Source organism: Microlunatus sp. YIM B11417 (assembly GCF_059617205.1).
In genome coordinates this window covers 231975-255423 of record NZ_JCAMPJ010000004.1, presented here as the reverse complement: position 1 = coordinate 255423, position 23449 = coordinate 231975, and the positions used below count along the sequence as shown (strand labels likewise).

The 23449-nt window shown below is 67.9% G+C and carries 16 protein-coding genes; all 16 read left to right on the top strand.

The window, feature by feature from the left end; all coding sequences use genetic code 11:
- Positions 1-86 precede the first annotated feature (86 nt).
- The 16 genes from AC6CCG_RS20670 to drmB all read left to right on the top strand — a co-directional run bounded on the left by AC6CCG_RS20670 (position 87) and on the right by drmB (position 23443).
- Positions 87-1178: a zinc-binding dehydrogenase gene (locus tag AC6CCG_RS20670; RefSeq protein ID WP_496656522.1), complete on the top strand. Its 1092-nt coding sequence runs from the start codon at positions 87-89 to the stop codon at positions 1176-1178.
- A 105-nt stretch (positions 1179-1283) separates the two neighbouring features.
- Positions 1284-2678 (top strand): ABC transporter substrate-binding protein, encoded by a 1395-nt coding sequence (locus tag AC6CCG_RS20665; RefSeq protein ID WP_496656521.1) that lies wholly within the window; start codon positions 1284-1286, stop codon positions 2676-2678.
- A 13-nt stretch (positions 2679-2691) separates the two neighbouring features.
- Positions 2692-3636 (top strand): carbohydrate ABC transporter permease, encoded by a 945-nt coding sequence (locus AC6CCG_RS20660; RefSeq protein WP_496656520.1) that lies wholly within the window; start codon positions 2692-2694, stop codon positions 3634-3636.
- Between the two features lie 3 nt (positions 3637-3639).
- Positions 3640-4506, top strand: a complete 867-nt coding sequence (locus AC6CCG_RS20655; protein ID WP_496656519.1) for a carbohydrate ABC transporter permease — start codon at positions 3640-3642, stop codon at positions 4504-4506.
- Positions 4506-5636: an ABC transporter ATP-binding protein gene (locus AC6CCG_RS20650; RefSeq protein ID WP_496656518.1), complete on the top strand. Its 1131-nt coding sequence runs from the start codon at positions 4506-4508 to the stop codon at positions 5634-5636. Before AC6CCG_RS20655 ends, AC6CCG_RS20650 begins: the two co-directional genes overlap by 1 nt.
- A 2-nt stretch (positions 5637-5638) precedes the next feature.
- Positions 5639-6766 carry an ABC transporter ATP-binding protein gene (locus AC6CCG_RS20645; protein WP_496656517.1) on the top strand — a complete coding sequence of 376 codons (1128 nt, stop codon included), beginning with the start codon at positions 5639-5641 and terminating at the stop codon, positions 6764-6766.
- 113 nt (positions 6767-6879) lie between these two features.
- Entirely contained in the window at positions 6880-8601 is a 1722-nt protein-coding gene (locus AC6CCG_RS20640; RefSeq protein WP_496656516.1) for a dihydroxyacetone kinase family protein, read from the top strand.
- 8 nt (positions 8602-8609) lie between these two features.
- Entirely contained in the window at positions 8610-9077 is a 468-nt protein-coding gene (locus tag AC6CCG_RS20635; RefSeq protein ID WP_496656515.1) for a ribose-5-phosphate isomerase, read from the top strand.
- A 4-nt stretch (positions 9078-9081) separates the two neighbouring features.
- Entirely contained in the window at positions 9082-9891 is an 810-nt protein-coding gene (locus tag AC6CCG_RS20630; protein WP_496656514.1) for an alpha/beta hydrolase, read from the top strand.
- A 31-nt stretch (positions 9892-9922) separates the two neighbouring features.
- Entirely contained in the window at positions 9923-10753 is an 831-nt protein-coding gene (locus AC6CCG_RS20625; protein ID WP_496656513.1) for a DUF427 domain-containing protein, read from the top strand.
- A 58-nt stretch (positions 10754-10811) separates the two neighbouring features.
- Positions 10812-11048: a hypothetical protein gene (locus AC6CCG_RS20620; RefSeq protein WP_496656512.1), complete on the top strand. Its 237-nt coding sequence runs from the start codon at positions 10812-10814 to the stop codon at positions 11046-11048.
- A gap of 49 nt (positions 11049-11097) precedes the next feature.
- The gene (gene map, locus AC6CCG_RS20615) at positions 11098-11865 is read left to right on the top strand and encodes a type I methionyl aminopeptidase (protein ID WP_496656511.1); all 768 of its coding nucleotides are present in this window, start codon (positions 11098-11100) and stop codon (positions 11863-11865) included.
- A 306-nt stretch (positions 11866-12171) separates the two neighbouring features.
- Positions 12172-16836 (top strand): sacsin N-terminal ATP-binding-like domain-containing protein, encoded by a 4665-nt coding sequence (locus AC6CCG_RS20610; protein ID WP_496656510.1) that lies wholly within the window; start codon positions 12172-12174, stop codon positions 16834-16836.
- A complete protein-coding gene (locus tag AC6CCG_RS20605) occupies positions 16824-18599 on the top strand; it encodes a UvrD-helicase domain-containing protein (protein ID WP_496656509.1) in 1776 nt (591 codons plus the stop codon). Before AC6CCG_RS20610 ends, AC6CCG_RS20605 begins: the two co-directional genes overlap by 13 nt.
- Positions 18600-19338: 739 nt before the next feature.
- Positions 19339-21738, top strand: a complete 2400-nt coding sequence (locus AC6CCG_RS20600) for a helicase-related protein (RefSeq protein WP_496656508.1) — start codon at positions 19339-19341, stop codon at positions 21736-21738.
- On the top strand, positions 21725-23443 hold the full coding sequence (gene drmB, locus AC6CCG_RS20595) for a DrmB family protein (protein ID WP_496656507.1): 1719 nt from the start codon (positions 21725-21727) through the stop codon (positions 23441-23443). Before AC6CCG_RS20600 ends, drmB begins: the two co-directional genes overlap by 14 nt.
- Positions 23444-23449: the final 6 nt, after the last annotated feature.

Sequence of the window (23449 nt, the reverse complement as noted above, 5' to 3'; positions counted from 1 at the left end):
GGACATATGTACGAGCGCTCGCCTACAGTCGTCCTAGCACGCCGGAGCGTGGCTCTCCGGTGTTGGCCCGGACTTGGAGGAGCTCGATGTCGAACCCCGCGGAGATCCCGCAGACCATGCAGGCCGTCATCTGTCACGGCCCCGAGAATTACACGTTGGAAGAGGTTCCGGTCCCCACGCCCGGACCCGGTGAGGCCCTGGTCAAGGTCGACGCGGTGGGCATCTGCGCGAGCGACCTGAAGTGCTACCACGGTGCCGCGAAGTTCTGGGGCGACGACTCCCGGCCGGCCTGGGCGGAGACCGAGGTGATCCCCGGTCACGAGTTCGCCGGAACGGTTGTTCAGCTCGACGATCTCGCCGCCGAGAAGTGGAAGGTCGGCGTCGGCGACCGGGTGGTCAGCGAGCAGATCGTGCCCTGCTGGAAGTGCCGCTACTGTCTGCGCGGCCAGTACTGGATGTGCGGCCCGCACGACCTGTACGGGTTCAAGCGCCGCACGCCGGGCGCCATGGCCGAGTACATGATCTACAACGTCGACGCGCTGGTGCACAAGGTGCCGAACGAGATCCCGCCGCACCATGCCGCGTTCGCCGAGCCGCTGTCCTGCTCCCTGCACGCGGTCGAGCGAGCCGGCATCGGCTTCGACGACGTCGTCGTGGTGGCCGGCTGCGGCCCGATCGGGCTGGGCATGGTGGCCGGCGCCAAGTCGAAGAACCCGGCCAAGGTGGTCGCGCTGGACATGGCGCCGCACAAGCTGGAGATCGCCAAGGAGTGCGGCGCCGACGTGGTGATCAACATCGCCGAGGAGGACGCCGACAAGATCGTCAAGGACCTCACCGACGGTTACGGCGCGGACGTCTACCTGGAGGGCACCGGCCACCCGGCTGCCGTACCGCAGGGGCTGAAGCTGCTCCGCAAGCTCGGCACCTACGTCGAGTACGGGGTCTTCCGCGACGACGTCACGGTGGACTGGTCGATCATCAGCGACGACAAGGAACTCGACGTGCTCGGCGCGCACCTCGGCCCGCACTGCTGGCCGGCGGCGATCCGGCTGATCGAGTCCGGCGCGCTGCCGATGGACAAGATCTGCACCCACCAGTTGCCGCTGGCGGACTTCCAGAAGGGCCTCGACCTCGTCGGCGACGGTACCTCGTCGATCAAGGTCTCCCTGATCCCCTGACCCTTCAGCGCCCTGAGCCTGTCGAAGGGCCTTGGCTGCATGGGGCTTGGCCCTTCGACAGGCTCAGGGAGCGTTGTGGCGTTACTCAACGGAGAGGCAAGAACGATGGCTGATCACAGACTGACCCGGCGCGCGGCGCTCGGACTCGGCGCCGCGGCGGCCGCGACTCCCCTGCTCAGTGCCTGCGGCATCGGCGGTGCTCCGGCCGTCGTCAACGGCGCGGCCGGGGTGACCGGCGGCTTCGACTGGAAGAAGGCCGCCGGTACGACGATCAAGGTGCTGCAGACGCCGCACCCGTACCAGCAGTCCTTCCAGCCGCTGCTCAAGGAGTTCAGCGAGCTGACCGGCATCGAGGTGATCACCGACCTGGTGCCGGAGAGCAGCTACTTCACCAAGCTCAACACCGAGCTGGCCGGCGGCACCGGCAAGCACGACGCGTTCATGCTGGGCGCCTACTTCATCTGGCAGTACGGCCCGCCGAACTGGCTCGAGGACCTCAAGCCCTGGATCGAGAACCCGGCCGCCACCCACGACGAGTACGACTTCGAGGACATCTACGAAGGGCTGCGCCAGTCGACCCAGTGGGACTTCCAGGCCGGCAGCCCGCTCGGCAGCGGCGGCCAGTGGGCCATCCCGTGGGGCTTCGAGAACAACGTCGTCACGTACAACAAGAAGTACTTCGACAGCAAGGGAATCCGGCTGCCGGACCGGTTCGACGACTTCATCCAGCTGGCCGTCGACCTGACCGACCGGACCGAGAACCGGTACGGCGTCGCGGCCCGCGGCTCGAAGTCCTGGGCGACGATCCACCCGGGCTTCATGACCCAGTTCAGCCGGGAGGGCGGCGTCGACTACGCGTTCGAGAACGGTGCGTACACGGCCCAGATGAACTCCGACCTCTCGGTCGCCTTCCACGAGAAGTGGATCGAGCTGATGCGGCAGGCCGGACCCACCTCCTGGACGACGTACGACTACCCGCAGGCCACCGGTGATCTTGGTGACGGCGTGGCGATGATGTGTTACGACGCGGACTCCGCCACGTATCCGAAGAACCGGGCCGGAGTGGCGAAGGAGTCGGGCAACCTCGGCTGGTACGCGGGGCCGGCCGGTCCCGACGGCAACTACAAGACGAACCTGTGGACCTGGTCCTTGGCGATGAACTCGCAGGCCAAGAACAAGCTCGGCGCCTGGCTGTTCATCCAGTGGGCGACCGGCAAGCAGGCACTCAGCAAGGCGGTGTCGGGCGGCAAGTTCGCCGACCCGGTCCGCGCCTCGGTCTTCGACTCGGTGTTCAAGAGCCAGCTCGATGATCAGCCCGGTTACCTGGAGGCCTTCGAGACGGTGATCAAGGACTCCAAGATCCAGTTCTCGCCGCAGAAGAAGTTCTTCGGCACCACAGAGGACTGGGCGGTCGCGCTGCAGGACATCTACGGCGGCGAGGACGCCCGGAGCCGGCTGGACAGCCTGGCCCGTACCAACACGTCCAAGATCAATCTCTGAGGGAGGCCGATCAATGACGACGACCCAAGCGCCCACCGGCGCCCCCGCGGGCCAGGCCGCCCGGCCGGCCCCGCCGGAGGTGCCGGACTGGCGCCGCAAGCTGCGCCCCTATCTGCTGTCGGTGCCGGCGGTGGCGATCATCATCGGCATCCTCTACCCGTTCGCGATCGGCGCCATCTACACGGTGCTCAACTACGCGGCGGTGAACCCGAACCCGCGCTTCGTCGGGCTGGCCAACTTCGAGTCGGTGCTCACCGACACGAAGTTCTGGGGCAGTGTTGGGGTGACCCTGCTGTTCGCGGTCGCGGCGACCGCGCTGGAGACCGTGATCGGCGTGATCATCGCGCTGCTGCTCAACCGGTCCAGCCTGATCGGGCGGATCTTCGAGAAGGTGCTGATCCTGCCGTTGATGATCGCTCCGGTGATCGCCGGGGTGATCTGGAAGCTGATGTTCAATCCCCAGTTCGGTGTGCTGAACCACATCTTCGGCCTCGGCGCGACGTTCGACTGGCTGAGCCGGCAGAACGCGCTGGCGTCGGTGATCCTGGTCGACATCTGGATCTTCACGCCGTTCGTGGCGATCCTGGTGCTGGCCGGGATCCGGTCGCTGCCGAAGGAGCCGTTCGAGGCCTCCGACGTGGACGGGGCGAGCTGGTTCTACATGTTCCGCCGGCTGATGCTGCCGATGATCTGGCCGTACATCCTGGTCGCGGTGATCTTCCGGTTCATGGACAACCTCAAGGTGTTCGACCACATCTACGTGCTGACCTCCGGCGGACCCGGCGTTGCCACCCGGACCCTGCAGATCGGCGCCTTCGAGGACTCGATCACCAACATGGACTACTCCCGCGGCTCCACCTACATGTTGATCTTGTGGATCATCGTGTTCATCACCGCGCGCTACCTGGTCGGCGTGCTGGGCAAAGCGCAGGCCCGCGCGGCCGGAACGGAGGGCTGAACCATGGCACGCGAACTGCTGCCCGGCCAGCGCCGGTTCACTCCCGCCGGGATCGGCGGCGACCTGATCCTGCTCGGCTGGTTCCTGTTCTCGCTGTTCCCGATCTTCTGGATGGTCCTGCTGTCGTTGAAGACCGAGGCCGAGCAGACCACGACGTTCTTCGTCTTCTCGCCCACGCTGGAGAACTTCGCCACCGTGCTGTCCCAGCGCGGCACCGACCTGACCAGCGTCGACTACAAGGCGGCCCTGCTGACCAGCCTGATCAACTGCGGCGGCGCGGTGATCGTCTCGCTGGTGATCGGCATCCCGGCCGCCTACGCGGCGGGACGCTGGAAGTACCGCGGCTCCAACGACCTGATGTTCCAGATGCTGTCGTTCCGGTTCGCCCCGGAGCTGATGGTGATCGTGCCGCTGTTCGTGATCTACAACCAGGTCGGTCTGTTCGACACGCAGGTCGGCATGATCTGGGTGTTGCAGCTGGTCACGATGCCGCTGGTGGTGTGGATCCTGAGGTCGTACTTCCAGGATCTTCCCGAGGACCTGGAGCAGGCCGCGCTGCTGGACGGCTACACCCGCCGGCAGGCGTTCGTCATGGTGGCGCTGCCGCTGGTCCGGCCCGGCATCGCCGCGGCCGCCCTGCTGGCGTTCATCTTCGCCTGGAACAACTACGTCTTCCCGTTGATCTTGTCCGACACGGCGGCCAGTACGGTCACCGTGGCGATCACCAAGTTCCTCGGCGGTGGCGGCCAGGCCTACTACAACCTCACCGCGGCAGCCGCGGTGATCGGCGCCCTGCCGCCGCTGGTGCTGGCCTTGACCATCCAGCGCTACCTGGTCCAGGGCCTCTCGTTTGGGGCGGTGAAGTCCTGATGGCAACCGTGGCTGTGGCCAATCTGACCAAGCACTACGGCAAGACCGTGGGCGTCGACGATCTCTCCCTGGAGATCGGTGACGGCGAGTTCTTCGTGATCTTGGGCCCGTCCGGGGCCGGGAAGACGACGACGCTCAAGTCGATCGCCGGGCTGCTCGACATCGACGGCGGGTCGGTGCACATCGGCGGCACCGACATGACCCGGGTCGAGCCGTACCACCGCAACGTGGCGATGGCCTTCGAATCGTACGCGCTCTATCCGCAGAAGACGCTGCGGGAGAACCTCGCCTCGCCGCTCAAGTCCGGCCGGACCGGCAAGTACACGCCGGCCCAGCAGCAGGAGCGGATCGACCAGGTCACCACGACGCTCGGCATCAACCACCTGCAAGATCGTTTCCCGCGCGAGCTGTCCAACGGGCAGCGGCAGCGGGTGGCGCTCGGCCGGGTGCTGGTCCGGCCGGCCGACGTCTATCTGCTGGACGAGCCGCTGAGCCACCTGGACGCCAAGCTCCGGGCCGAGATGCGGGCCGAGCTGAAGACGCTCGGCGCAATGTCCAACACGACCACGGTCTACGTGACCCACGACTACCAGGAGGCGCTTGCGCTGGGCACCCGGATCGCGGTGATCAGGAACGGGAGACTGGTCCAGGTCGACACCCCGGCGGAGATCTGGCACCACCCCGCCGACACGTTCGTCGCCCGGGCCTTGGGCCAGCCGGAGATCAACCTGGTCGACGCGGTGATCGACGGCGGCAACGTGATCATCCCGGACACCCGGTTCGCGATTCCGGTTCCCGGTGATCTTGGTCTGGGCGCCGGCGATCGGGTGCGGATCGGCATCCGGCCCAGCGATCTTGAGCTGGCCGATCCTTCGCGCCCTGAGCCTGTCGAAGGGCACCTCACGGTGCCCGGCCGGGTCATCCTGGCCGAGCGGCTGGGCCGCAACATCGAAGTCTCGGTCGACCTCGGCGGCACCACGCTGATCGGGCTCTCGCCCGGCGGGCCGCTGGCCGAGGAGGGCGTCGACGTGTCGGTCCGGGTCGACCTCGAGCATGTCCACCTGTTCGCCGCCGGTGACGGGGACACGGCGCGGCTCGGCAGTGCCGCAGCGCAGCGGAAGGAGTCCTGATCATGAGCACCGCAACGGCCACGCAGGTGGCGCAGAGCCTCACCCTCGGCTCGCTGAACAAGATCTACAACCCGCAGGGCAAGCACGAATTCCATGCGGTCAAGGGAATCGACCTGGAGATCGAGCCCGGCGAGCTGATCGCGCTGCTCGGCCCGTCCGGCTGCGGCAAGACCACGACGCTGCGCATGATCGCCGGGCTGGAGACCGTGACCAGCGGTTCGATCAAGATCGGCGAGCGGGAGATCAGCCAGCTGCCGCCGGGCAAGCGCGGCATCGGCGTCGGCTTCGAGTCGTACGCTCTCTATCCGCCGCTGTCGGTCCGGGAGAACCTCGCGTACGGGCTGAAGGCACGGAAGGTGCCCGGCGCGGCCGAGCTGGTGACCAAGATCGCCGAGCGGCTGGAGATGACCGATCTGCTGGAGCTGCGGCCGTCCGCCCTGTCCAGCGGTCAGAAGCAGCGGGTCGCGCTGGCCCGGGCGCTGGTCCGCAATCCGCCGGTGCTGCTGCTCGACGAACCGCTGTCGCACCTGGACGCGTCCGCCCGGAACCGGGTTCGGCGCGAACTGAAACTGCTGCAGCGGGAGTTCGGCTACACCACGATCGTGGTCACCCATGATCAGGTGGAGGCGCTCAGCCTGGCCGACCGGCTGGCCGTGATGGACGGCGGCGTGATCCAGCAGTTCGGCACGCCGGACGAGGTGTTCGACGACCCGGCCAACCTGTTCGTGGCCCGGTTCGTCGGCGAGCCCCAGATCAACATCATCGAGGGGACCTTGATCGTTTCCGGTGAGCGGCGCTCGGTCCGGATCGGCGACGGCGAACTGCCGGTGACGGTCACCGGCGGCGCCGACGGTGACCGGGTGCTGGTCGGCATCCGGCCCCAGGATGCCCTGCTGGCTTCCTCGTCCCCTGAGCCTGTCGAAGGGGCCGGGGTCGAGGTCACCGTGCAGTACTTCGAACACCTGATGGAATTCGGCCAGGCCACGCTGGACCTGGCCGGTGACGGTGCCGACGTGATCGTCCAGACTCCGGCCGCCGAGACGTACGCGGTGGGTGATCAGGTGCGGCTGACGGCACCGCCGGAACGGGTCTACCTGTTCCACCCGGACACGTCGGAACGCATTCGCTGACGACGATCGACCGGTCACTTGTGCAGCGACACGCCGTCCCTTCGACAAGCTCAGGACAGGCGCCGCCGCTGCTTTGGTGACCGGTCGGCGGAAGTTTTCTTTGGGGAGGGTTTGTGACCAAGCTGTGGAATGATCCGGCGACGTTCACCGAGGACGTGGTGGCCGGGTTCCTGGACGCCAATGCCGATTACGTGGTCGGGGTGCCGGGCGGGGTGGTCCGGGCGACCGCGACGCGGCCGGGCAAGGTGGCCGTGGTCACCGGCGGCGGCTCCGGGCACTACCCGGCGTTCTGCGGAACGGTCGGGCCGGGCTTCGCCGACGGCGCGGTGATCGGCAACGTGTTCACGTCGCCGTCCGCCGCCGAGGCCGCGTCGGTGGCCCGGGCGGCCCACGGCGACGCGGGCGTGATCTTGACCACCGGCAACTATGCCGGCGACGTGCTCAACTTCGGGTTGGCCGTGCAGCAGTTGCGCGCGGACGGGATCGACGCCCGCTATCTCGCGGTCACGGATGACATCGCCAGCGCCGGCCCGGAGGAGCACGAGAAGCGGCGCGGCATCGCGGGCGACTTCACCGTCTTCAAGATCATGTCGGCGGCCGCCGAGGAGGGGTACGGCATCGACGACGTGGTCCGGGTCGGTGAGGCGAGCAACGCCGCCACCCGTACCCTCGGCGTCGCCTTCGACGGCTGCACCCTGCCCGGCGCCGACCAGCCGCTGTTCACCGTGCCGGAGGGCAGGATGGGTGTCGGCCTCGGCATCCACGGCGAGCCCGGCGTTGCCGAGCAAGATCAACCGCGGGCCGCCGACCTGGCCCGGCTCCTGGTCGACGGGGTGCTGGCCGAGGTGCCGGACGCGGCGCCGCGCCGGCTGGCAGTGATCTTGAACGGGCTCGGCCGGACCAAGTATGAGGAGCTGTTCGTGGTCTGGGGCACGGCCGCCCGGCTGCTCCGCGAGGCCGGCTTCGACCTGGTCCGCCCCGAGGTCGGCGAGCTGGTGACCAGCCTGGACATGGCCGGCTGCTCGCTGACGATCACCTGGCTGGACGAGGAACTCGAGCGGCTCTGGCTGGCCCCGGCCGACACCCCGACCTTCCGCCGCGGCTCCCTGCGTCCTGAGCCTGTCGAAGGACGACGGCGGGAGAGCGCTTCGACAGGCTCAGCGCACGTTGAGACCGTGGCCGGCGACGCCGAGTCGCAGCGGGTCGCCGCCGGGATCGCGGACGCCCTGGCGGTGATCACCGAGGCGATGGCGGCTGATGAGGAGGAACTGGGCCGGATCGACGCGGTGGCCGGCGACGGTGATCATGGTCGCGGCATGGTGAAGGGTTCCCAGGCCGCGAGCGATGCGGCCCGAGCGGCGGTCGAGGCCGGCGCGGGGGCGGGCGGAACGCTGCGGGCGGCCGGCGACCAGTGGGCGGCCCGGGCCGGCGGCACCTCGGGCGTGCTCTGGGGCGCGGCGCTGACCGCGTTCGGCGCGCGGCTCGGGGACGCCGGCCGGCCGGACGGCGCCGTGCTGGCGGAGGCGGTACGAGCCTCGTACCAGGCCTTGATCGACCTCGGCGGAGCGCAGCCGGGCGACAAGACGATGCTGGACGCCTGGCTGCCGTTCGCCGAGACCGTCGAGGCCGAGGTCGGCCGGGGTACGGACTGGCTGGCGGCCTGGACCGCCGGAGCGAAGGCCGCCACCGACGCCGCCGGGCGGACCGCCGAGTTGCGGCCGAAGGTGGGCCGGGCCAGGCCGCTGGCCGAGCGCAGTGTCGGCACTCCGGACGCGGGCGCGGTGTCGTTCGCCCGGTGTGTCACCGTGGTTGCTGAGCTGTACCGGAATCGATAGGGACTGAGATGAGTGAACCGAAGTGGCGGATCGTCGTCGGCTGTGACGACGCGGGCCTGCAGTACAAGGAGATCCTGAAGCAGGACCTGGCCGGCGACGACCGGGTCGCCGAGGTGGTCGACGTCGGCGTCGGCGCCGACGAGCACACCGCCTACCCGCACGTCGCGGTCGAGGCGGCCAAGCTGATCGCCGAGGGCAAGGCCGACCGGGCGCTGCTGGTCTGCGGCACCGGCCTCGGCGTCGCGATCAGCGCGAACAAGGTGCCGGGCGTCCGGGCCGTCACGGCGCACGACTCGTTCTCGGTGGAGCGCTCCGTGCTCAGCAACGACGCCCAGGTGCTCTGCTTCGGCCAGCGCGTGGTCGGCATCGAACTGGCCCGCCGGCTGGCCCGGGAATGGCTCGGTTACGTCTTCGACCCGTCCTCCGCCTCGGCGGCCAAGGTCGCCGCGATCGGCGAGTACGACGGGTCCTGCTGACCTGATGACCGTCTCGACCATCGAGGGCAGCCACGGCAGCATCGCGGTGCACGACTGGCCGGTCCCGGAGCCGAGCTGGATCGCGATCCTCGTGCACGGGTACGGCGAGCATCTCGGCCGCTACCCGCACGTCGCGGCCCGGCTCAACGCGGCCGGCGCCATGGTATCCGGTCCTGATCATGAAGGGCACGGCGCGTCGGCCGGCGAGCGGGTCCTGATCGAGGACTTCGAGACCGTGGTGGACGACCTGGACGCGGTCGTCTCCCGTGCCGTGGCAGTGAATCCCGGGCTCCCGGTGATCATGATCGGCCACTCGATGGGCGGCATGATCGCGGCGCGCTACGCCCAGCGGCACGGTGACCGGCTGCGGGCGCTGGTGCTGTCCGGGCCGGTGCTCGGCTCCTGGCACCCGACCGCGCTGGCCGACCTGGACGAGATCCCGGACGACCCGCTGGACACGTCCACGCTGTCCCGGGACGACGCGGTCGGCGCCGCCTACTCGGCCGATCCGCTGGTCTGGCACGGTCCCTTCAAGCGCCCGATGCTGCGGTCGATCGCCCGTACCCTGGACGTGATCAACAACGGCGGCGACCTGGGTGACCTGCCGACGCTGTGGGTGCACGGCGAGGCCGACACCCTGGTCCCGATCGGGCCCAGCCGGCAGGGCATCGAGCGGCTCCGCGGCACGGACCTGACCGAGATCGTCTATCCGGAGGCCCGGCACGAGGTGTTCAACGAGACGAACCAGGACGCGGTGCTGGACGACGTGATCGACTTCGCCCGGCACCGCCTCGGATCCGCCGACACCGGTTGACCGAACCCCGGTCCGGGAGGACCTTGGGACCATGGCCCTCCATCTCGGCCGCCGCGTCATCGAGCAGTTCGCCGAACTGCAGTACGAGCCCACGCCGAAGCGGATCCGTGCGTTCACGCGCGGCCGGGCCGTCGTCGACACCCGGAACGCCGTGCTGGTCTGGGAGCCCAAGCGGGTGGTTCCCTCCTACGCGGTCCCGGTCGCGGACCTGACCGGCGCGCTGGTCCCGGCGAACGTGGCCGCGGCAGCCGAGCACCCAGTGCGGCTCGGCGACGACGGGCCGCCGGTCCTCGACCCGCGGACCCCGTTCCCGGTGCACACGACGCCGGGTACCTCCCTGACCCTCCGCACCGATGACGCCGAGCTGCCCGGTGCCGCCTTTCGCTGCGAGGACCCCGAACTCGCCGACTACGTCGTGCTCGACTTCGCCGCCTTCGAGGAGTGGCGCGAGGAGGACGACCGGATCTACGCGCATCCGCGGGATCCGTACAAGCGGATCGACGTGCGGCAGAGTTCCCGCCATGTCGTGATCAGCCGGGACGGTCAGCGGCTGGCCGAGAGCCGCCGGCCGAAGCTCCTCTTCGAGACCCACATCACGCCGCGTTGCTACCTCCCGGCCGAGGACGTGCGGCAGGACCTGCTGATCCCCTCGGACACCCGCACGGAATGTGCCTACAAGGGGACCGCCCGCTACTGGTCGGCGCAGCTGTCCGGCGGCGTCGTACCGGATCTGTGTTGGTCGTACGAGGAGCCGCTGTCCGACGGGGTCGAGGTCCGCGGCATGATCTGCTTCTTCGACGAGCGCGTGGATGTCATGCTCGACGGGATCCCCCAGCCGCGGCCGGTCACGCCATGGTCCTGACGGGTTCAGTCCCTGTAAGGGTTGTTCGGCCCAGGCAGGTTACCTGATCATGGATGGCGTGTTGCCCCACAGATTTCCCCGCCCCGCCGGTTCGCACGGCTGGTCCGACGGAACGACCACCGAGTCGGGCCGCTGCTACCAGCGCTGCGCGTGCGGCGCCTGGCGCGTCCTGCACCAGGGCGAGGAGTTCTGGCGTTCGACCGACCGGCCGTGCCCCGAGGCTCCCCCGATCGAGCCGATCCCGCGCGGCTGGCCGTACCGCAAGGCCTGGGGCGCCGCCCGCCTCTTCTTCTGACCGACGCCCCCGCCGGGCGGGAAATCGTCCGACAAGGCAGAATCGGGCTGTGATCGAGTATCGAACCCCGGCAGAGATCGAGCAGATGCGTGCGGCGGGCCAGTTCGTGGCCTCCGTGCTGACCGCGTTGCGCAAGCACGCCGACGTCGGCGTCAACCTGCTGGAGCTGGACGAGCTCGCGCACCAGATGATCAAGGACCGCGGCGCCACGTCGTGCTACATCGACTACCACCCGTCGTTCGGCGCCAGCCCGTTCGGCAAGGTGCTCTGCACCTCGGTCAACGACGCCGTCCTGCACGGGCTGCCGCACGACTACCAGCTCGTCGACGGTGACCTGCTCAGCGTCGACTTCGCCGCCGAGGTGGACGGCTGGGTGGCCGACTCGGCGCTCTCCGTCGTCGTCGGTACGCCGCGCCCGCAGGACCTGAAGCTGATCGAGACCACCGAGGTCGCACTGGCCGCCGGGATCGACGCGGCCCGGGTCGGCAACAAGCTCGGCGACATCTCGTACGCGATCGCCCAGGTCGCCACCAAGGCCGGCTACAAGATCAACACCGACTTCGGCGGGCACGGCGTCGGCCGCACCATGCACGGCGATCCGCACGTACCCAACAACGGTCGGCGCGGCCGCGGTCTCCCCCTGAAGCCCGGCTTGGTGATCGCCATCGAGCCCTGGTTCCTGGAGACCACCGACAAGATCTACACCGATCAGGACGGCTGGACCCTGCGCAGCCAGGACGGCTCCCGCGGGTCGCACTCCGAGCACACGATCGCGATCACCGCGGATGGCCCGATCATCCTGACCCAGCGCGATTGACCGCGACCGCGTCCGCCGTCCTACGAATCCGAAACTGATTTCAAGAATCCTCCCCAAATCGTTGAACGTTTGCGCAAACTGTAGGCAGACAGGCTGCTTCGAGCGGAGCAGCGACGTTCACGGGGTGGGGGCCTGCGGTGACACTTGGAGCCATTGCGATGCGCTCGGACGCTGGTGGCTCGGCCGAGGATCAGCAATTCGACGACCGGGCGTGCCCGACGGTCAGAGGTCGACCGAGTTCCACGGATCGCAGTGCCATCGTGCCCTGCCCTCTCGGACTCAGTTCCATCACCGAGGGAGCTTGCGATGGGTGAGTTCGGACTCGGCGACCGCCACTTGGCAGAACTCGTCCGCGAGCAGAACGAGCGTTGCCTTGCGGTCTACGCCGAGGATCCGAGCCGAGTCGAACAGGACGCAAATGCGGAGCTGCGGATCTTCGAGGGCGGATACAGCGAACGGCAGCTGCACGAGCTGATCCAGAACGCAGTCGACGCTGCGCGTTCGGACGGTTCACGGGTCGAGGTTCTGCTGACTGACCAAGCCCTCTACGTCGCCAACGACGGTCAGCCCTTCACCGCTGAGGGGGTCCAGGCAGTCATGGCCTCCGACCTCTCCAGAAAGGACGACGACCGTATCGGGCGATTCGGCATCGGGATCAAGTCGGTCCTGGCGATCAGTCGCAACCCGAGGATCTTCAGCCGGTCGATCTCCTTCGACTTCGATCGTGACTGGGCAGCGCAGGTCATCCGCGACGCCGGGTTCGAAGCCCCGCGCTACCCGGTGATGCGCCTGGCCAGGCCGCTCGATCCGGATGTCGAGTCGGGCTCTGACGACCGACTCGCGGATCTCCTGAGCTGGGCCTCGACCGTCGTAGCACTCCCGCTCGCCGCACCCGCCGCCAAGTTGTCCGCTCAGCTCGCCGAGTTCCCTCGCGAATTCCTGCTCTTCTCGCCGCACGTGCAAAAAGCACGATTCCGGGACGAGACTCGAGCTGATCCGGTCGACGACGAGATCGGTCAGCGGGTCGACGGGGCCCACGTGCACCTGTCCGTGGGCGGACGGTCGTCGACCTGGTGTGTGGTCCGCGCCAGCTACCGGCCGAGCCCGCAAGCTCTGGCGGCGGCGAGTCGCATGGCGGCTCGAGAACTGATCCAGGTCCAGTATGCCGTGTCGGTCCCGCCGCGCGCCACGACGGGCCAGTTCTGGGCGTACTTCCCAACCGCGTTCGACACCACGCTGGCGGGTTTCGTGAACGCGCCCTGGCGACTCAGCGAGGACCGTACACGACTGCTCGAAGGCATGTTCAACGAGGAGATCCTGACCGAGATAGTGCCTCGACTGGTCGGGCAGAGCCTGTCCGTTGTCGCCGAAGCAGGCAACCCGATGGCGGCCGTCGATGCCCTTCCGGCTCGGGGCCGCGAGGCGCGCAACTGGGCCGACGACCGGATCAACCAGCCGATCTTCACGCACGCGCGCACCATTCCGTCGGTGCCGAACATGAACGGGACCCTGACCACGCCGTCTCGTCTGCACTGGGTCGACGGCGTGGAGCTCTCCTGGTTGGCCGCATGGGCCGAGATCCCCGCGGCCCCCCGCACGACCTGGGTCCACTCCGATGGCTATCGGACCGCGGAGCGGGTCTCGAAAATCCGCCGGCTCGTCGGTGAGGCCAGCGGGATCGAGACCTGGCTCGAGGCCCTGGTCCAGGACGGCACGGCTCAGTCGTCCGCTGCCGCGATCCATCTCGCCGCCTTCATCGTCCGCGACTGTGAACGATTCGATCGCGACCGCCGGCGGCAGGTGCAGCTGGCGGTGAGTCGAGCTCGGTTCATCCGACTCGAGAACGGGACCTTCCGACGCCCCGAGCGAGGCCGCGTGTTCGTCCGAGTGGCGGCCGCGGACGAAGGTCATGACTTCGTCGACGCGGAGCTGGCGGCTCTCCCGCGAGTGACGGAGGATCTGGCACAACTCGGCGTGGTTCTGCTGGACCGTTCGGGGGAACTCCGGGCACTGCTGCGGCAGTGTCGCGGCCTGGTGGCCCGCAAGGATTCCAGGCGGCTGGGTGACGTGTGGGACCGGATCTGGCGGATCTCACGCACGCTGGCGCCGGAGACCGCGCGGGACATCATCCTCGACGACCTCAGCGGTCAGCCCGAAGTCGCCTGTCGAGTTCACACCGCTGACGGCGGCTGGCGACCCATCGCGGAGGCCTACCTGGCCGGTGCAGTCGTCCCGGCCGACGGCAGGCGTGACCGGGATCGCCTCATCGATCCCCGTTATCACCGCGAGGACATCGAACTGCTCCGCGAACTCGGTGCGGTCGAGGGCCCGACCTGGCGCCACGATCCTCCGTTCGAGGCGTGGCGTGGCCAGTACGAGCAGGCGATCAAGGACCTCTTCATCCGAAGTCAGCGCGGCAGCAAGCCGGATCCGGCCAAGCTGGTCGTCACCGGGACACCGCCGCCGTGGCCACTCGGGCCGCTGGCGTCGATGTCGGACCAGGCCAAGGTGGAGGGCACCAAGCTGGTCCTGTCCCGCGGGCTGCCAGGATCGTGGACGGTCCATCACAGCACCAACGCCTCGTACGGCGTGCATCGGTTCAAGGCGCCCGAGATCTGGTTCCTCGCGAAGAACGGGCTGGTGGAGACGTCGTTCGGTCCGCTCCGGGCATCGCGAGCAGTCCAACCCGACGAGGCCTTCGATCCGCACATCCTGCCCGTGGTCGACCTGCCGGCCCAGGTCGCCGAACCTCTCGGTGTGCAGGAGAGCGTGGACGACTTCAGCGCCAACGACTGGACGAAGCTCAAGTCGATCGCGGACACCTGGACCGATGACGAGCGACGAGCCGCCTTCTATGCCTGGTTGCCGGGCAGGATCGCGCCGCCGGAGACCCTTGTCGTCCGGGTCGGCCCCGGGCGGCAGCCGGTGGCGCCCGAGCACATCGGCGTGACCTCCGAGCGCACGATCTACACCTCGATGATCGACGCGCGGGTGCCGGCTCTGTGGCTCGAATCCGACGAGGACGTCGGGATCCTCGTCTCGTCCTGGGACCTGCATCCGGGCAAGGACCTGCTCCAGGAGCAGGTCGAGCCGGAGGTGGCCGGTGAGGCCACCTACCTCGTCGACGAGTTCCCGCCGCTGAAGCTGTACCTCCAGAATGCCGAGGACCAGAACCTGCTCCTGCAGCCCTGCAACCGCATCGTCAAGATGATCGCGACCCCGCGCGGCCAGATCGACCGGCCGCTTCCCGCGCTGCTGGAGAATCATTGCGTCTACGTCACCGCCACGGAACCCGTTCAGCAGTTGCTGCAGATCGGGGAGGCGCTGAAGCTGCCCGGGTTTGATCAACGCGAGGCACACCGGGTCCTCGAGCAGATGAAGAACACAGCCGCCAACGAACTCCGTCACCGGATCCGGGCGGCTGCTGACGACGACCTGCGGTTGATCGAGGCCGTGGGTGTGGAAGCACTTCGTGGATGCGTTCCGGAGCAAGCGATCGCAGCGCTCGAATCCACCGCGTCACCCCTGGAACCGCGCCGGGTGGCTGCGCTGGCTCGCGCCGTGCACGGCGTCGATGTCCTCAAGACGCTGACCTCGGCACTCGAGGAACGGAGGCTGGAGCCGCCGCGGGAATGGTCCGGCAGACGGACAGCGCGCCTGTTCTGTGCCGATCTCGGCTTTCCGATCGAGTGGGCCGGCTTCCCTGGCGGATCCCGTCCCGCGATCGAGGCCGTCGAGGGGCCGGTCACGCTCCGCCCGTTGCACGAGTACCAGGCCTACGTCATCGATCGGATCAAGAGCCTTCTGCTCGGTGCCGGACCGGACAGAGGCGTGGTTTCCCTGCCCACCGGCGCCGGGAAGACAAGGGTGACGACCGAGGCTCTGGTCGGCGCTATGCGCGACGACGTGCTGCCGCGGGAGAAGCCGATCGTCTGGATCGCCGACAGCGACGAGTTGTGCGAACAGGCTGTCGAGACCTGGGCCCATGTATGGCGTGCCGTGGGGCTGCCAGCTCCACTGTCCATCGGACGGCTCTGGGCGAACAACGAGATCGTCGAGGAACCGGGCACACACCAGATCGTCGTCGCCTCGATCCAGAAGCTTGACTCGGTGCGCCAACGCACGAACACGCCGTACGAGTGGGTCCGAGACGCGTCGGTCGTCGTGATCGACGAGGCTCACGGATCGATCGCCCGTTCCTACACCCAGGTTCTGGAATGGTTGGGACGGTCCGTAAGGTCACGACAGGGTAGAAAGCCACTGCTCGGCCTGACGGCCACTCCGTTCAGCGGCCGGTCCGACGAGCGGACCCAAAGGCTGGTCAACCGCTATGACGGGAATCGCCTGGACCGTGGCGCGTTCTTCGGTGAGGACCCGTACGAGGAGCTCCAGGCCATGGGCGTGCTGGCCCGAGTCCGACACGAGCTGCTGGAGGGCGTCGACGTCGAGCTCGAGGAGTCCGACCGACAGGAGATCGAGAGGATGGGCAAGGTGCCGGCCGCGGTCGCCGAGCGATTGGGCGCCGACATGGCCAGGAACCTGCGCATCGTCGAGTCCATTGCAGCGCTGCCCCACGACTGGACGACGCTGTTGTTCGCACCCTCGGTGCACAACTCACGGATCATCGCTGCCCTGCTCGCCGACCGCGGAATCCCTGCAGTGTCCATCTCCGGCAACACCGACAGCGCCGCCCGCCGACACTACATCGAGCAGTTCAAGGCCAAGCGGATTCGCGTGCTGACGAACTACAACGTCCTGTCGCAAGGATTCGATGCTCCGGAGGTCCAGGCCGTGTACGTGACCCGACCCACCTTCAGCCCAGCGCTTTACCAGCAGATGATCGGTCGCGGGCTTCGTGGACCCAAGAACGGTGGTTCGGAGGAGGTGCTGATCGTCAACGTCCGCGACAACTTCGAACAGTACGGGGATCTGTTGGCCTTCAGGGAGTTCGAGTACCTGTGGCGACGTTGATCATGGAGTTGGACGTCGATCAGCGCCGCGCCGCGCAGATCCCGCCGGATACCCGGCAGATCGTCACCGCAGGCCCCGGCTCGGGGAAGACCGAGGTCGTGGCGGCACTCGTCGATCATCTGATCGGCGTCGAGGAAGTGGAGCCGGACGAGATCCTGGTCCTCAGTTTCTCCAATGCTGCTGTACATGCCGTGTCGCGCAGGCTACGCGAGAGCGGGCGTGACCCTGTCATGGTGCGCACGCTGGACTCACTAGCAACGACGATCCTGCGCGAGCAGAGCGGCGACGGCCAGAAACTCGCGAGCTTCGACGATCGGATCGCCGCAGCGGTTCGACAGTTGCGTCAGGACGGTTGGGACGATGCAGGATCCATGACCCACGTCATCGTCGACGAGGTCCAGGACGTCGTCGGTCTCCGTGCCGGACTTCTCGTCGAGATCCTGCGATCACTTCCCTCGGATGTCGGCTTCACTCTTCTGGGCGACCCGGCTCAGGGGATCTACGACTTCCAGCTGAAGGGGACGTCGGGACGGAACGCCGACCTGCTGGTCGCGGCGAGGTCCTTGGGCGAGGTTCTGGAAACCCGACTCACCGGGCAGTACCGGGCTCGGACCAAGGACGCTGCGACCGCAGCAAGCCTTCGGAATGAGGTGTTGACTCCGTCCGGGCCCTCCGCTGTCGGTGCCTACGAGGCCGGGATCGTGGCTGCGGGCGAGATCGCGGACGTCGTCGCTCGGATGCCCCGATGGTCCGGCACGACTGCATTCCTGACCGATGACAACGGCGAAGCACTACTCGTCGCCGCAGCCCTGTCCGATCTCGGAGTACGCGCCACGCAGCGCCGCCCGGCGCAGTCCCAGCTGCCGGCACCGTGGATCGCAGGCACGCTCGGCGACTTGGAGCACCTTTCGATCACCCGAGAGGAATTCATCAGGTCGGTCGAATCCATCGATGTCTGCTACGAACCGGCCGATCTCTGGCGGGTTCTTCGGGCCGTTGCCGGATCGCGTGGCGCAGAGCTGCAGCTCTCACGACTCGTCGATGCCCTCCGGAGCGGCCGGACGCTGCCGCCGGAGCTGCTGGTGCCGGAGACGTCGGCGGTCACAGTCTCGACGGTCCACCGCGCCAAGGGTCTCGAGTTCGACAACGTCGTGCTGATCGACTTCCCGGACCGCCGCTGCTCCGACCTCTTCACCGCCGAGGACGCGGTTCGGCGGCGATTCGTCGCAATCACCCGGGCTCGGGCCTTGATCGTCCGTGCGAAGGGTCCGGCGGCCCGAGACATCGTGAAGGACGCCGCATCGGGCCGCTGGGTCCGTCGCGGCCGACAGGCCTGGCAGACCTTCGGTTTCCAGTGTGGCCCCGGAGACATTGCGACGGACACCCCGCCGGAGGAGGCGAGCTCCGAGGCCCGTGATCATCTGTGGCGGATGCGGCCGGGTGATCGTCTCGACTTGGTGCTCGACCCGTTCCGGACCACCTTGGATGTTCCGGTGTACTCGGTGTCGCACGACGGCGCGGTGATCGGCCGGACCTCCGCGCAGTTCGGTGGCGCACTCGCTGCACGGGTCCGCTCGGCGCGGCGTCGGCAGCGCGGCAGCCTGCCCTGGCCGCGACTGAGCGGAGCGCAGTTGGAGGCCGTGATCACCGCCGCGGGTGAGCCGCGTGTGCGATCCGGAATTCCCGGCCATGGCCTCTGGCCGGCGCCGACAATGATCGGACTGCTGGACGTGATCTGGAAGGAACACGAGAGTGGCGGATGATCTTTCCCCGTGGTACCGGGCGCGACAGCTGATGGTCGAGGCTGTGGTGAGCGATCTGCAAGGGTCCTCGACCGACGAATCTCTCGACGAGAGTCCGCTGGACCGATTCATCGTGGGCGTTCTCCACCCCAGCGATGACATCGGGGAGATCGACGATCCCCGAGACCAGGCCGAGGACGCAGTCGGGACCGGAAGCGACGCAGTCTCCGACCCCGCCGTCGCGTTCGCACACCTCCGCAGGCCTGCATCGATGGGCCTCACATTCGCGGTGTCCGTCGATACCGCAGCCGTCGTCGTGGACATCGAGGCGGACCGGTACGAACCCGGCGAGGAGACCCTGCCTCCCAGCCCCGAAGGTCTGCTACACCGGCGTGGGGTCAAGACACGTTCCTGGAAGAGAGTTCCGGCCGACTGCAAGCCGGTGACCATCGACGTACGCGTGCCGCGACGCGACGACAAGCCGGTCGCGCGTGGGCTCAGATTGAGTTGGGTGGTCCGACCTCCCCGCGACGGAGTCGTCAGCGTGACTGTCGTCCTGATCAACGTCCGTGGCGAGGGCACTGAGATGCGGGATCCGGCGCGGTGTTGGTTCCGACCGAAGCTCTCGGTCCGGGCGGTCGGCGGCGGATTCGTCGACCGCAGACCTCCGCGGTCTGCTCGCCGGCTCGATCGCGACGAGCGCAGCGCGGAGCTGCTGCATCGTCGACAACGCCATCTGGCGGTCGGGCACGGATGCTCGGTGACCTGGCAGTCCGGCGAGCCTGTGGACCGGCTGGAGACGACCTTCTTCCCCGACCACGATCTTCTGATCGCCCGCGCCGACAGGAGCGACGTCCCTGAGCTCGGGATGGAGACTCTGAGCCGAACGACCAGCACGGAGTCGCTCCATGGTCTCGTGGACGCCTACGAACGGTGGATCGACGCCAAGGCGGCCCAGGTCGACCGGCTCGAGGCCGACCATGCCGAGACCGCTCGCTCCCACATCGACGAAGGACGTCGTGCGGTGGTCCGGATGCGGGCAGGCATCTTCGTGCTGGAGCAGAGCGCCCAGGCGCTGCAGGCCTTCCAGGTGATGAACCGGGCGATGCAGGAGCAACGAGCACGGCAGGAATTGATCAGGTCCGGAACTCTCCCGACGGCTGAGTTCCAGTGGCGCCCGTTCCAGCTGGCGTTCATTCTGCTCAACCTGGAAGGTCTGGCCGAGCCCGGATCACCCGACCGGGAGGAGGCCGATCTGCTCTGGTTCCCCACCGGAGGCGGCAAGACCGAGGCGTACCTCGGGCTGATCGCGTTCACGCTGGTGTTGCGTCGACTCCGAACGGGTGACGGCGGGGGCGTCGCAGTCCTGATGCGATACACCCTGCGGCTTCTCACCATCCAGCAATTCGAGCGAGCAGCCGGCCTGATCTGCGCCCTGGAGCATTGGCGCCGGAATAAGCTGCCGGACGCGGCGCCGATCTCGATCGGTCTGTGGCTCGGGCAGGGCGCCACTCCGAACGACGTGAAAACCGCGGCGAAGGTGTTGCGGCGCGCCACCGGCTCCCCCGAGGACGCGGACGAGGGGGATCCCCGACAACTACTGAATTGCCCGTGGTGCGGTGCCGGGCTGCCGCCGGAAAGTTACGACGCGGACACTCGAGCGGACCGGTTGGTCGTGCGCTGCTCCGACCAGCTCTGCGAGTTCCGGCAAGGCCTCCCGGTGCACCTGGTCGACTCCGACGTCTACCGAGAACGACCCTCCCTGGTCATCGGAACTGTGGACAAGTTCGCGATGTTGGCCTGGCAGGAACGAGCCGGACAGCTGTTCTCCGTCGACGGGAAGTTCGAACGCCCAGATCTGGTGATCCAGGACGAGTTGCATCTCATCAGCGGCCCGCTGGGGACGCTTGTCGGCCTCTACGAAACCGCGGTCGATCACCTGGCCACTGGTCGCAGCCGGCCGAAGCTCGTCGCTTCAACTGCCACGATCAGACGCGCCGACGAGCAGGTGAAGGCCGTGTTCGACCGTACGGCCAGCCTGTTCCCGCCTCCCGGGATCGACGCCGGTGACTCGTTCTTCGCGGTCGATGCGCCGCCCGAGGAACGAGGAACCCGGCACTACGTCGGAGTGATGGCGCCCGGCGCCAGCCACGCGACCCTGATGATCAGGACCTATGCCGCGCTGCTCCAGGCCGGCCAGGAACTGGAGGTGGACGACGAGGTCCGGGATGCCTACTGGACGTTGCTCGGCTACTTCAACAGCCTCAGGGTCCTCGGTGCGGCCTACATCCAGTGCGTCGACGACGTACCGGATCGGATCGGCGTCCTCGCCGGCCGCAACAACGCGACCATGCGCGGGGTCCGTGAGCCGCGGGAGATGACATCCCGCAAGCGTTCCACCGAGATCCCGCTCGAGTTGCAGGCGTTGGCGACCCGATACCCGGAGCCGGGCAGCCCGGACCTCGTGCTGGCGACGAACATGATCTCCGTCGGGGTGGACGTCGACCGTCTCGCGCTCATGGTGGTCATGGGCCAGCCGCAGACGACGGCCGAGTACATCCAGGCGACCTCCCGGGTCGGCCGTCGATTCCCAGGATTGGTCTTCACCCTGTACAACGCGGCGAGGTCGCGGGATCTGTCGCACTACGAGTCGTTCACGACCTACCACCGCACGCTCTACCAGCAGGTGGAACCCACCGGCACGACCCCGTTCGCCCGCCGCGCCCTCGATCGAGCGCTGCATGGTGTCCTGGTCAGCCTCGCCCGACACACCGTGCCGTCGTCGGCGTCGGACTCGAGCGTTGCCATCGCGGTCGACGACCCGACCCTCGACGACGTCGTCAACGCGATCATCGCCCGGGCAGAACGCGTCGATCCCGATGCCGTCGACAAGGTCGCCGAGGGACTCGAGACTCTCGTTGACTTCTGGCGGAACGCTGTCCAAGTCGGGGGTGTCCGCAAGTACGCCGGTTGGCGCGACCCCGGATCCGCGCTCATGGTCCCGGCCGGCGGCGGTCCGTTCACGTCAGGACAGCTCGCACACGAGACATTTCCCGTACGCGAAGCGCCCTGGCCGACCCTGACCAGCCTGCGCAACGTCGACCGGACCAGCAGCCTCTACCTGGCTCGAGCGCGTAGGAGGACCCGTGGCACGGATTGAGATCGGTAGCACCCGGCAGAGTCAGTTGGTGACGACCTACGGCGTCGGGTCGCTGATCCCCGCAGGTGATCAGTGTTTTATGGTCTGCGGGATCGACTCCTGGGACGAGAGACGAGCCGACCTGGTGGACGAGCCCCGGCTCGCCCTCTCCCTCGGCGTCGACGAGTTCCGAGCCCCGCCGGCCACCGGCCGTCGGGACGTGCCGGTCACCAGGTTTCCGGTGATGCACTACTGTGCAGGCTGTCGCAAGCTCGGCAAGCCCTCCGACCTCGGTGCCACCAGTGATCGCCTGGAGTGTCGTGACTGCAGCCGCGAGCTGACACCGTCACGATTCGTCGCCTGCTGCGAGGACGGCCACATCGAGGACTTCCCGTACTTCCAGTGGGTGCACAGTCGCCAGGACAGCGGCAGCGGTCGCGGGCACCAACTCAAGATCACCGCGCGCGGTCAGTCGTCGTCCCTGGCCGACATCGAGATCAGCTGCTCCTGTGGCGTCACGCCGGTGAGCATGAACGGGTCGTTCGGCAAGACCGCACTGCGGGAGGTCACCCGCTGCCACGGCCTCCGACCGTGGCTGCTGGACGCCGAACCCCAGGACTGCGACAGGCCGCTGCGAGCCCTGCAACGCGGCTCCTCCAACGTCTGGTTCGGGACGGTGCGCTCGGCGATCTCGATCCCACCGTGGTCCGGGGAAGCCGCCCGATTGGTCGAGAAGCACTGGAAGCTGCTGAGAGGAATGGATGATCAAGCACTGAGCAGAGCCGCCGAGGATCTTGCCGAGACGGAGAGGATCAAGCCCGCCGAGATCATCGGCCTGGTTCACCGGCGCAGGGGACTGACCAGTGATCACGTTCCCACCGAGAGCGAACTCCGCCGCGACGAGTACGAAGCGTTGTGCCGCGGCAACGAGACCAATGGCGCCGACAACTTCGTCTGCACCACCGGCCCGGCGGCCGACGACATCACTGACCTCGTCTTCGAGGTCGGTGAGGTGTCCCGGCTCCGAGAGGTCCGCGCACTTCAGGGCTTCTCGCGCGTCAATCCCGTCCCGTTGCGGGATCAGGCGAGGAGCAACGGGACCGCACTGTCGTTGCAGCGACCGTCGTGGCTCCCCGCTGTCGAAGTACTCGGCGAGGGCGTCTTCGTCCGAACCCACAACGACATCCTCGTCGACTGGGAGCATGCTGAGTCGGTCAGGAACCGGATCCGGATGATCAACGACGCCCAGGCGCGGCGCGATCAGGAGCTCAAACTGCCGCCGTCACCTCCGGTGTCGGCCCGCTTCGTGGTACTCCATTCACTGGCGCACGCAGTCCTCCAGGAGATGAGCATGGACGCCGGCTATCCCGCCGGCTCGCTCCGAGAACGGGTCTACGCCGAGGACGATCAATCCGGCTTCCTGATCTACACCGCGTCCTCCGACTCCGCCGGCAGCCTCGGCGGCCTCGCCGCACTCGCCGAGGAGAACCGCTTCGGGAAAGTGATGATGAACGCGCTCCGACGTGCCGAGTGGTGCTCCGCGGATCCGGTCTGCGCCGAGTCCGGCCCGTCCGGAGCCGACAGCCTAAACCTTGCCGCCTGTCACGCCTGCCTGCTGCTGCCGGAGACGAGTTGCGAACACCGCAACCAGTTCCTCGACCGAATCATGATCATCGGAGATTTTGATCTTCCCGGATCCGGGCTCGCAGAGATGATCCTGGAGTAGCGGTAT